Origin of the sequence: Rothia sp. P5764, assembly GCF_048512965.1 — a bacterium.
Lineage (GTDB): Bacteria > Actinomycetota > Actinomycetes > Actinomycetales > Micrococcaceae > Rothia.
In genome coordinates this window covers 108,273-118,260 of sequence record NZ_JBLXXQ010000007.1, presented here as the reverse complement: position 1 = coordinate 118,260, position 9,988 = coordinate 108,273, and the positions used below count along the sequence as shown (strand labels likewise).

The window sequence follows — 9,988 nt, the reverse complement described above, 5'->3', positions numbered from 1 at the left end:
TTGCCAAGGCTCCCCCCCTCCTCTTTGTCGCGGGCTTAGTCAGCATGCCCTTCTTGACCAAAGGTTCACCACCCCATGAACATAGGGGGGCGGGGCAACTGTCGCATTTGCGACAGTTGCCCCGCCCCCTATCTGAACGCTAGAAAGCTGGCTGAAAAGCCCCAAGCTGATAAGAATCAAGTACCCAATTCCCTGATTCATCCTGAATAAGCGTCATAGTCCACACAGCATACCCACCATCCATAGTTCCTTTGACATCCCTAGACTTCCACTTCCAGGTAGCCATTTTTGTCACCTGATAGTTTCCAGAACCATGCTCTGACCCATGAGCATCGGAACCCACCGACACGACATCAACGAAGGAGTACCCGCGGCCCTTTGCTGCCTCCAGGAATTGAGAGCTGAGCGCGTTACGCCCATTATCAACGAGCAAAGAGCGCATATTCTCACTCATAAGAGGTTCTGCACGCCGCATCGCATCAGTAGTCGTAGCATCCAAAACTGAGTCATAACAAAAAGAAATGCTCATAACTGCCTCAGCCACTTTATCTGGGTCGCTTCGGTCTACTGATGATGGATCTACGCATGTACCGTCTGCCACAATCAGCTCAGGACTCACGCTAGGTTCAGCAGTGGCCGCAATACTACTGGTTGGAGCTGGGGAAGATACCTCAACTCTAGCTTCTTGCTGACTAAGTGGCCCCTGTGCAATCAGAGCAACGACCCCAGCAATAATGAGCACAATGATTGCAGAGACAACCGCTATGCCGGCAACTAAATATTTTTTCTCACGCGCTCCACGCATCGCAGAGTTTCCTTTCTAACAGGAGATCGAGAAGCTACAGGTCATAGCTCCTTTTTCAATCAAGATAGGCTCAGGGTCGATATTGCCACCCGGGTTATCCCAGCCAGTTCGGGCGGTGAACCACTTGAAGTTTGTATAGTCAAAACCCGGTTTGTAAATCTCTAAGTGCAGGTGCGTAGAAAAAGCGTTCTTCACTCCCCCGCCAGTACCACCTTCAACACCAATGACCGTCCCACGTTCAACCTCCATACCTGGATTCACATCATAGGAGTGCAAGTGACAGAATGAGAAGCCAAATTCAGGCCCCTCGGTAGCTGTTGCAAAGACACAACCATCTGCCTCATAAATATCTGTAATCTTCATCTTAACCGGCGCAACAATTTCAGTGCCGGGATTGTTTCCAACACCAGGACTGGCCAGATCAACACCCCAGTGAACAAAGTGATTCTGGGCATCAACAGCTAAAGCGCGCGGAGCGAAACCTGAAGTTTTCACACACCCTGGGCAGGGATTGGTCCACTCCCCGTCTCCTAAATCACCATCCCAAACTTTTGCAACCTGAGAGCACCCTTTGGAGTAGGTCATCTGCGAGGTACCCATAATTTTTACAACGTAATTTTGAGTCTCAGGGAATGGCGGAATACCTTTGTATTGCACAACAGCACCAGGGCCAGCATTGTAACCAGCTAGAGCCAGCTCGATTGCCTTATTCGCATCCCCACCTGCCAGATGTTCAAGCTGCTCTTTCATCTGCTTCATATAACGGCCCTGCGCCGCAATGGAAGCGAACGGATCAAAGGGGTCTTCTCCTGGCGCGATGGCTTCCCATGTTGAAGGAATGAACTGTGTTAGTCCTTTAGCCCCTGCTGGAGACTCCGCTTTGGGATTCCAGTTGGACTCAGCCTGAATTTGCGCAGCGATAATCTGAGCCGGTATCCCTGACTCTTTGCCGGCTTTATCAATTGCCTCTTTATATTCCTGAGGAACGTTAACCGTCGTGGAGCCCTCGGAAACGCTAATAGGGTTACTGCAACTACGTGCAGCAGCTTGCAACTGCTGGTTTTCTTCCCATGCACCATAGCCACCAATCAGAGCTAAGGATCCCACAGCAAAGGCAAATATGACTATAAACGTCAGCGGCCCAATCAAAGACCCGATAATTTTCAGAACTAGCGCCCGCGTCCCCCACCTAACTGCTCCCCTACCTACCCCCATCAACTACACCTCCAGCTCACTCGGCGCTTGCACAGCAGCTAAAGCGGATACCTTTCGATAATCGCCGGAATCATCGACTGAGGACGGGCGGGTAGAAAGCGATAGCGCTAAAACGAGACCAAAAACCAAGAGGACAGCAAGAATCATCAACAGCCCAGAAAAAACTAACCGAAGCTTAGAGCCCTCCATCCAATGACCTATGCGGTAGAAAAGAGTGTCTCCATCAGGAGCTTCCTCCAACCTCTCACGCATATCCAGCCACAGCTTCTTAGGTAAAGAAAGATCGACCTCCTCGTCTTCATTGAGACTATAGAGAGTGTTGTCGCTGATCTCAGATTTTCTTTTTCGGAATGGTTTCATACCCACTTTTAGGGAAGATATAGCCGTTTTGTAAGTCAAATACCAAGCAAAAACGAAAGACCTAACCGTTATAACGGTTAGGTCTTTCATATATTCACGCCATTAATGACTCTCCGTAGATCTCTGAGCCTGATTCAAGAACCGTCCGAGCGATCAGACAGAGCCTTTCACACCGGGCAACAACATGCCTTGCAGTAACCGGAGCATACCCGGTCAGCCGAGAAACCCTATCAACCAATTCATTGCGAGAAACAGAAAAAGCGCCGGCTTTCATCACTGCCAAAGGCACAAAGCGCAGCCACTCACGCTCCATATCCCCAGCCTCTGGATCTGGGAAGCAAGCTAAAATCTCCCGGATTGTCACAGGCGCAACATTGCGTGCAGCAACTCGTTCGTAATGCCCGACCAAAGCTCGGTCAATCACCTGCGCTAGTTCCATCATCTGCCGGTGAGACTCACGCAAGGCAGTCGCCTTCATCCCTAAACGCTTTGCCGCCAACGAAAAATCACCATCGCAGTCACGAATCAAAAACATCGACCTGTCATACAAACGCTGCTCCCATGAGCATTCCACGATCTTCAAGACCCTCGACACCCTAGCAAGAGTATCAAGACGATTGATGATGTCATCACTATGGTCGGGCTCCTCATGACTCATATAGGAAGTAGCATTTTGCGCATCGCTCATCGCCTTTTCTTCCAGCAGAAATTGCTGACGCACCTTCTTCATATATTCAGCTACCCGGTTCTTCGCTACGCCGCTAATCCACGCTTCAAAACTTCCGCGGTCAGCATCAAAAAGGTGCATGTTCTTTGTCGCCGCTATGAAAGTATCCTGGTGAACGTCATCCACAAATTCTGAGTGCTTGCCGGTCATTTTCCTAGCGATAAGACGGCGAGTGGACTTCCATGCCTCAAGTTTTTTGTTGTCCCACTGGTTCATTGGGCCTGGTGACTTGAAATCTTCTTCTGGTGCGTTCATAGCGGTTTTCATTCCCCTGACTGCCTGCTCGGGGAAGACCCCCTCATACGAGCTGTTTAATAATTATGATTTTTTGTAGCTAGTGCATACATCTAGCCGACTTGGGTATAACAGAAGATGAGAATCTTACTTATTTTCTTCTTCGAATAATTCAGGTTCCCTCTGACGCAAGGCATTCAGTCGATTCAGGCCAGTTCGAGCACTCTTCCCGATGATTTGTCCTGCCCAGGCCCCGGTCAGCCTTTCCCCCTTCGCAATAGCCTCACGAACTGCAACTCGTAGAGCATCATCGCCTGGCATGTCACCGGCCCGTAACTCGGACACCCCGCCAACTCCAGAATCAGGGACGGTATCTGAACCATCCAGCTGAGAGTCATTAACCGTATTTTGCGCTTCACCTTCATTTTCAGAAGCCGGAGCTACCGCAGACAGCTCCATACGTTGCACTGCCGGAGTGATAGCTTCATCAACTGTCGCATTTGCGACAGTTGCCGCTTCGAGATATTCCATGTCCAAAGGATTTTTCTCCCCGTCCTCCGACTCAATACCGAACGCTAATCGGGAGAGTTCCTCAGTAGCCGCAAACACACTCAGAGGAGCCGCTGACGCTATAGCTGCACCAATCCATGATTGAACCACTGTACTTCCTTCCCCTACCGCAAGAGCATGAGCAGCATTTGCGACAACTGAAACCGAAGTAAATACCCCCAGAGTCAGCCAGGTCAAAGCGACCGGCTCATTCCTGGCCCGGTGGATGACAGCAGCCATCGAATAAGCCAAAATTGCTATATCGATAAAAACCGGCACCGCCCACCGCAACCACCAAGGAAGACCCACCCAAGCGGCCACATCGTGAAGCCCATTGAAGGAGACAACGAAAGAGGTGAATCCTAGTAACCCCACAAGAACGATGGTGAACCAGAGCATCTTACGGGAGTCGGGATTAATTCTTGTACGTGAACTGTTATTTTTCTGCATTAGTGCCATTTTCTGGTAATCTTCTTCATGAAATACTCATCATTGTTCCTACCAGTCGTGTGGTATGAACTGTTCAAGACAAGGTGAATATTTCTTCCTAAGGACGGTAGAGGCCCCATGCCCTCGATATGGGGCCTCTACCGTTTTTCTTACTTCTCTTGAAGTCGCGTCAACTCTGTATCCAAGTTTGTAACGATAGCTTCAAGCCGGCTCTCAATCTCCTTGAGCTCTCCGAAGAGATCTGGCTGGATGTTCATTCTTTTGAAAAGATGAACGGTTGAAGCCATGCCCCTGGTAATTGCTTCAACCATTTGGGAGCTGTACTGATCTGTTGAGAAGTTCTCATCACCGTTACCCAAAACCAAGTCTTGGATGTTCTGCACAAGCTCATTCAAGTGGTACTCAACTGAGTCGAAACCTGTTCGGATGAAGTCAGCGCTAGTAGTGGTTTTCTCATCATCGACTACCTCAGATTTCTCAGTCTGAGCTTCTTTTTTCCTCTGAGACGGCTGACCTTTTCCTGCCGGCGTTTTGAAAAACCCAATTCCCAAGTCTTCTGCAGGTGTATCAAGGACATCATCGGCCAATTCAAAAGTGTCGTCACCAGTATCAGACCGGTTTTTCTTCTTAGAAGATACCCGAATCCGACCATCTAGCCCCTCAGAGATAGTTTCCTCATCCAAAAGCCCTTGTTCCTGGGCTTCGGCTACACCGCGTGCAACCGTAGCATGGTGAACTCCCATGACCGCGCTAATAGCCCGGGTAGACATGCCCGCTGTGGTGTACTGGGCGATGGCTGCCACCCGCTCTTCTTTGGGTGGGTTCAGTTCTAGGCCCGTGAATTCGTAGGTAACGTAGGCATTCCAGCTTTTGTAGCCCAATGCTATCCAGACCTTCTTTTCGAAGGCTTCAATCACAAGTTGCTGAGCGTCAATAAGAGTTGAGCGGATTCTCTGAGTAAGGGCTCGTGCTTCGGCTTTATCAGCTACATCAACGAGTTCGCCGGTGAGCGTTTCTTGTTCTAGGGGTTCTAAAATTGCGGTGCTCATGATTGCTCCAATCGTAAAAATCTATGGGGTTGGGGTTTTGCTGATATTCAAGACAAGGGTTTCTTAAGGGATGGATGAGCTACTCTGTCGAGTACACCAAGAGTTATCAGGCCAATAAAGCTAAAAAGATACAGACAGGCGCATAGTGCGATTACCCATTCCCAATAGCTGTCAGGGATAAAGAGTCGGTTAGCAAAAAATACAGTCATGTACGTGAGACAAAATGTCCATATAAACCACACCGAGTAGAAAGCTACTGGTAAGGACATGCAGCTATGTTTTTTCAATTTCATTGCAGGGAATCCTTAACGCTCAGTGGATGGGTTTGGATCATGGTCGCTAAGCTCATTCCTTTGATAACGCGAGAGGCAGAAGGTCCGAGTTTGAATTGGCTTTCATCAATGTGGGAACTCGAATGACTCATTTGATTAATCACTTGCTCTACTGGCAGGGAGGTGATAGCTGCGATAGCCCTGGCGTTCATACCGTAAGAAGCGTAGAAGCGGACGGCTTCAGCTTCTTCCCCAGGCTTCGGCGTATACCCACTCAGTTGCCAAAATTCACCTTCTAGGTAGTCTTCCCAGGTTTGGTATCCCGCCGCTTCCCACACTTTGCTCCGGTAGGCAAGGACAGGAAGCATTGAGGTAGCTTGGTAGCGGCCTTCAAGGTCTGCTGTGAGTAGCCTGATTTCTTCTTCAGTCAGTGGAGATTGTTCTATCATGGTGCGAGTCCTTCTCAGGAGGGTCTAAACGATTTCCTTGCTATGACAGCGAGTCAGTGGCCTGCACCTGATACCCAGTGCCTAAGGGCTGTGTCATGGATCGTTTTGCTCTCCTGAGCCGGTAAAGCTCAAGGATAAATACGAACAGGAAGAATGCGGCTAAGCAGTAAATGAAGGTCTCCATGATGGTTCCGGCTGCGCCCATAACCAGCTCTGCTTCTGGTGTTGCCGGCACACCGGTTTCTGAGGTGAGTCCCTTAGAGGCCAGGTAAGAGTGAGTGCCAAATAAAATAGCGAATGAAAAGATGGCGCTAATACCTGCAAACTTCAAAAAGTTGGTCATAAGTTTGTGAATCAAATCTGCAAAGAAGTCTTCAGACGGAATCTTTAGGTTGGTATTGGCTGTATTGGTGGTCATGGTTTTACTTTCCTCTGGTCTAAGTCGTGGGTTGGAATTATCTGCCGATTTTTTCTGACCGGCAGCAGGAGCATTCGGTGGTTTCGTAGTATTCAACGTTGTGGGTGGGGCAGGTTTTGAGGTGCGGTTGCTGAGCGGGGGAAAGGCTGGAAGGTCGGTTGCGTGATTTTGTTGCTCGTTTTTCTTTTTCAGTGACGGCTACTGCATAAATCATGTGGAAGTCTTTAGCGATGCAGGCCACCGTGTAGTTCAGAGGGTGCCTAACTGCCACGTGGGTATTTTTGAAGACCGACTGGACCATGTCAGCTAGAAGCTCTTCTGAGATATAGCTCAGATTGGTGCCAAGATGTGCTTCCAGCTTTTTTCTCAGGAGCTGATGGGGAACTCCGTGAGTAACTTTTGGAGGATCTGCGGGGATTACTGGAGAGGGATTGATTTTTGCATCATCTTCCTCAGCGCCAGAGTTTTCCACAGGGCTACTGGTGTTAAGTTCTTCAGGTGAGGAGGAAGAGGGGTTAACTGGGTTAAACGGGTTAAACGCGCGCGCGTTCCTTTTAAGGGGCACGGTTTCGAGGTGCTCATTTTGGCCGGTTGAAGAACTCATTTTGGCCGGTTGAACGTCCTGTTTTGGCCGGTTGAACGATTTACCGGCCATTTTGACCGGTTGGCTCTGACTAGTGACTTTGTATCTACCGGCCATTTTGACCGGTTGATCCTCGGGTAAGTTATCCACAAGGTCGTCAAATGTTTCATACTCTTTGCGCAGACGCCTGTATTCGTTAATCTCATCAGCAGTTTTCAAGTGAACCGGCAGCTCATGGTCGCTATTCTCTGGGTGCAGGATGATTGCGTCCATTTTGCGTCCACGGGCAAATTCTGCGGGGCGACGCTCTGTGTGCAGTAGGTCCATCTCGCGCAGCTTTGAGATGCTTCGGCGCAGGGTGCGTTCTCCTAGCCCGGAGAGGGCTGCAAGTTTCTTCTGCCCGGTGTAGCAGACTCCATCGCTTCCTGCTTCGTTGGCGATGTAAATCATCGCTTTGAATTCTGAGTTGCCGAGGTCTTTACGGAGTGCCCAGACCATCATTTCAAGAGACATTAGACAACCTCCGGGGAAAGTGAGGTAGGGGCGGTAAGTACAGAGACTGGGAGTTCGAATAACTCCGCGATCTTTTCAAGTTCACTGGGCTTGAACTCAACTCGACAGTTAAGGCGGCTGCTGAGCTGAACTTGGGAGATGCCAATCTGAGGAGCAAGCTCTTTTTGTGTAATATGCCGGCGTCCCATCTCCGCCCGGACGTTCCCGGCAATCTGTTCTACATAGGTCATACCTAGAACAATATCGGTTGTACCGAAGTTTTGCAACACAAAATTATAGGTTCAGCAAATATTTTTATAGGCTTATGCTTGCAATATCCATCCTACCCCTGTAAATTTAGAGGCATGAACGTACTAACACTAACCCCGAATCAAGTCATAGCAAACGAGATACGAGCTTGGATGGCACGCACCGGATTGAAGCAAGTAGACCTTGCAGAAGCTCTTCAAATCTCACAAGGTAGCACTTCGGAGAAGTTGCGAGGAAAAATTGCGTTCTCTCTGAATGACTTGCTGATCATTTCGGGCGTGCTAGGAATCACTCTAGGAGAGCTTCTGGGTGAAGGGATTATTAATGCGAAAATTCCCCCAGTCTCAATAGCTGCAGGAGACAAGAAAAACGCTCCGTTCGGCTTCAAACCAAACGGAGCGTCCTACCAGGTGGTGCCCCCACTGGGACTCGAACCCAGAACACAAGGATTTTAAGTCCTCTGCCTCTGCCAATTGGGCTATGGGGGCTAGGGCGGTGCCAGCTCGGCGCTTAAGCCGGGCTGGCACATTCTTCGCCTCTACATTTATACCAGAAAAGTCTTTAGAGCTTGGCCTTAGACTTCTCGGGGGCGGTACCGGTAGCCTGCTGGAAAGCCCGGCGGGGTGAGCGCTGGTGGCGGATTGATGAGGTGTCACGGCCAAAGACCTGGTTGAGCGCCCAGGTAGTCATGACACGAGCGGTACGCTCAGTAGTGGGGATAGCCAGGCCGTGGTAGCCACGGTGCATAATCCAGGCCAGAGGACCGCCGATGGTCTTACCCTTGATATTAGCAACACCCTTCCACAGGCCTAGACCGGCAACAACGCCAATAGTCTCGTGGTAGTAGTCGGTCAGGGCTTCGCCACGGCGCTTAGCCAGCAGGTTCTCTGCCAGCTTGAGAGCCTGGCGTGAAGCGTGCTGAGCGTTAGGCACGCAGAAGCCACCAACCCCGCCACCGGAGAGATCGGGGACAGCGGCATTATCGCCAGCGGCCCAAGCATCTTCAATCACGCCGTCCTCGCCAGCAACACGCAGGTCAGCCTGAACACGAACGCGGCCGCGCTCGTCAACGGGGAAGTCAGTTTCCTTGAGCATGGGGGAAGCAGCAACACCGGCAGTCCAAATCAAGGTGTCGGTGTCGAGCTCACCAGCGGGTGACTTATCGCCCATATTGATGAGCTTGAGGTGGCCGTCGGTTGCATCGGACAATGAGGTGTTCAGCAGAACCTCGATGCCGCGGGCACGCAGTTCAGCAACAACTTTCTCGGCGCGGTCTGCGGGGACCTCGGGCATGATGCGGGGGGCCGCTTCGACCATCACAAAACGCAGGTCAGAAACCCGCAGGCGCTCGTTACGGTTAACTGCCTCACGGGCCATGTCTTCGAGCTCAGAGATGGTTTCCACACCGGCAAAGCCACCGCCGACGATGACGAAGGTAAGTGCACGACGGCGTTCGTCCTCATCGGTGGTCAGCGAAGCGATTTCGATGCGTTCCAGAACCCAGTTACGTACAGAGACAGCTTCTTCAACGGTCTTCATACCAATGGCAACCTCGGCCAGGCCGGGGATGGGGAAAGCACGGGTTACAGCACCGGCACCCAGGACGATTTCATCGTAGGTCAGCTCAAAAGGCTCACCGGCGTTGATGGGTTCGATGGTTGCGGTCTTGGAGGCATGGTTAATCGACAGCACGCGGCCACCGATAATTTCTGAATCGCGCAAGTGCTGACGAAGCGGAACGGTCGCATTACGGCCTTCCATGGAACCAGCGGCAACCTCGGGGAGGAAGGGCTGGTAGGTCATGTAAGGGTTGGGATCAACGATGGTGACAACACCACCGGATTCTTTGATAACCTTCTGAATCTTCTTTGCAACGGTGAAACCGACGTAGCCGCCGCCGACAATGAGAACGCGGGGGCGATCCTGTGCAATCTTGTTGAATGCCATTCGTGTTTAACTTCCTGTTGATGTGTTGCCGGTACTCCGGCAAAAAGTCTCCATGCTTATCTTGCCACTTTTAACTGCATAAATATAGTTTTTTACCCAGCATGTGATGGGCAGAGCGGTCTGAAGGGCCTTGCAGGGAATAAGACCGGGGCTAGGTTCTCTGCTTCC

The 9,988-nt window shown here is 50.7% G+C and carries 12 protein-coding genes and 1 tRNA gene; 1 reads left to right on the top strand and 12 read right to left on the bottom strand.

Going from position 1 to position 9,988, the window contains the following annotated elements; translation table 11 throughout:
• Positions 1-139 precede the first annotated feature (139 nt).
• The 10 genes from ACN08Y_RS09940 to ACN08Y_RS09895 all read right to left on the bottom strand — a co-directional run bounded on the left by ACN08Y_RS09940 (position 140) and on the right by ACN08Y_RS09895 (position 7,893).
• The gene (locus ACN08Y_RS09940; protein ID WP_419112565.1) at positions 140-805 is read right to left on the bottom strand and encodes a hypothetical protein; all 666 of its coding nucleotides are present in this window, start codon (positions 803-805) and stop codon (positions 140-142) included.
• Between the two features lie 15 nt (positions 806-820).
• Positions 821-1,954, bottom strand: a complete 1,134-nt coding sequence (locus tag ACN08Y_RS09935) for a transglycosylase SLT domain-containing protein (protein ID WP_419112564.1) — start codon at positions 1,952-1,954, stop codon at positions 821-823.
• 69 nt (positions 1,955-2,023) lie between these two features.
• Positions 2,024-2,380, bottom strand: a complete 357-nt coding sequence (locus ACN08Y_RS09930; protein ID WP_419112563.1) for a hypothetical protein — start codon at positions 2,378-2,380, stop codon at positions 2,024-2,026.
• Positions 2,381-2,474: 94 nt separating this feature from the next.
• The gene (locus ACN08Y_RS09925) at positions 2,475-3,362 is read right to left on the bottom strand and encodes a sigma factor (protein WP_419112562.1); all 888 of its coding nucleotides are present in this window, start codon (positions 3,360-3,362) and stop codon (positions 2,475-2,477) included.
• Between the two features lie 126 nt (positions 3,363-3,488).
• Positions 3,489-4,340, bottom strand: a complete 852-nt coding sequence (locus ACN08Y_RS09920) for a DUF2637 domain-containing protein (RefSeq protein ID WP_419112561.1) — start codon at positions 4,338-4,340, stop codon at positions 3,489-3,491.
• Positions 4,341-4,489: 149 nt separating this feature from the next.
• Complete coding sequence (locus ACN08Y_RS09915; RefSeq protein WP_419112560.1) at positions 4,490-5,389, bottom strand: helix-turn-helix domain-containing protein; 900 nt, start codon at positions 5,387-5,389, stop codon at positions 4,490-4,492.
• A 289-nt stretch (positions 5,390-5,678) separates the two neighbouring features.
• Positions 5,679-6,110, bottom strand: coding sequence for a hypothetical protein (locus ACN08Y_RS09910; protein WP_419112559.1), 432 nt, complete (start codon positions 6,108-6,110; stop codon positions 5,679-5,681).
• A 40-nt stretch (positions 6,111-6,150) separates the two neighbouring features.
• Positions 6,151-6,528 (bottom strand): hypothetical protein, encoded by a 378-nt coding sequence (locus ACN08Y_RS09905; protein WP_419112558.1) that lies wholly within the window; start codon positions 6,526-6,528, stop codon positions 6,151-6,153.
• A gap of 37 nt (positions 6,529-6,565) precedes the next feature.
• On the bottom strand, positions 6,566-7,624 hold the full coding sequence (locus ACN08Y_RS09900; protein WP_419112557.1) for a hypothetical protein: 1,059 nt from the start codon (positions 7,622-7,624) through the stop codon (positions 6,566-6,568).
• Positions 7,624-7,893 (bottom strand): helix-turn-helix domain-containing protein, encoded by a 270-nt coding sequence (locus ACN08Y_RS09895; protein ID WP_419112556.1) that lies wholly within the window; start codon positions 7,891-7,893, stop codon positions 7,624-7,626. The genes ACN08Y_RS09900 and ACN08Y_RS09895 overlap by 1 nt, the downstream gene beginning before the upstream one ends.
• 75 nt (positions 7,894-7,968) lie before the next feature.
• Between ACN08Y_RS09895 and ACN08Y_RS09890 the strand changes: the two genes are divergently transcribed.
• Positions 7,969-8,328: a helix-turn-helix domain-containing protein gene (locus tag ACN08Y_RS09890; RefSeq protein ID WP_419112567.1), complete on the top strand. Its 360-nt coding sequence runs from the start codon at positions 7,969-7,971 to the stop codon at positions 8,326-8,328.
• Here ACN08Y_RS09890 and ACN08Y_RS09885 read toward each other — a convergent pair.
• Positions 8,285-8,361: transfer RNA gene (locus tag ACN08Y_RS09885), tRNA-Leu, on the bottom strand. The genes ACN08Y_RS09890 and ACN08Y_RS09885 overlap by 44 nt on opposite strands.
• A gap of 73 nt (positions 8,362-8,434) precedes the next feature.
• Positions 8,435-9,820: an NAD(P)/FAD-dependent oxidoreductase gene (locus tag ACN08Y_RS09880; protein ID WP_419099914.1), complete on the bottom strand. Its 1,386-nt coding sequence runs from the start codon at positions 9,818-9,820 to the stop codon at positions 8,435-8,437.
• Positions 9,821-9,988 lie beyond the last annotated feature (168 nt).

What these genes read in the sequence shown, in the direction of transcription:
- ACN08Y_RS09940 (WP_419112565.1), bottom strand. Translation starts at nt 805, where the DNA reads ATGCGTGGAGCGCGTGAGAAAAAATATTTAGTTGCCGGCATAGCGGTT.
- ACN08Y_RS09930 (WP_419112563.1), bottom strand. Translation starts at nt 2,380, where the DNA reads ATGAAACCATTCCGAAAAAGAAAATCTGAGATCAGCGACAACACTCTC.
- ACN08Y_RS09925 (WP_419112562.1), bottom strand. Translation starts at nt 3,362, where the DNA reads ATGAACGCACCAGAAGAAGATTTCAAGTCACCAGGCCCAATGAACCAG.
- ACN08Y_RS09920 (WP_419112561.1), bottom strand. Translation starts at nt 4,340, where the DNA reads ATGCAGAAAAATAACAGTTCACGTACAAGAATTAATCCCGACTCCCGT.
- ACN08Y_RS09915 (WP_419112560.1), bottom strand. Translation starts at nt 5,389, where the DNA reads ATGAGCACCGCAATTTTAGAACCCCTAGAACAAGAAACGCTCACCGGC.
- ACN08Y_RS09910 (WP_419112559.1), bottom strand. Translation starts at nt 6,110, where the DNA reads ATGATAGAACAATCTCCACTGACTGAAGAAGAAATCAGGCTACTCACA.
- ACN08Y_RS09905 (WP_419112558.1), bottom strand. Translation starts at nt 6,528, where the DNA reads ATGACCACCAATACAGCCAATACCAACCTAAAGATTCCGTCTGAAGAC.
- ACN08Y_RS09900 (WP_419112557.1), bottom strand. Translation starts at nt 7,624, where the DNA reads ATGTCTCTTGAAATGATGGTCTGGGCACTCCGTAAAGACCTCGGCAAC.
- ACN08Y_RS09890 (WP_419112567.1), top strand. Translation starts at nt 7,969, where the DNA reads ATGAACGTACTAACACTAACCCCGAATCAAGTCATAGCAAACGAGATA.
- ACN08Y_RS09880 (WP_419099914.1), bottom strand. Translation starts at nt 9,820, where the DNA reads ATGGCATTCAACAAGATTGCACAGGATCGCCCCCGCGTTCTCATTGTC.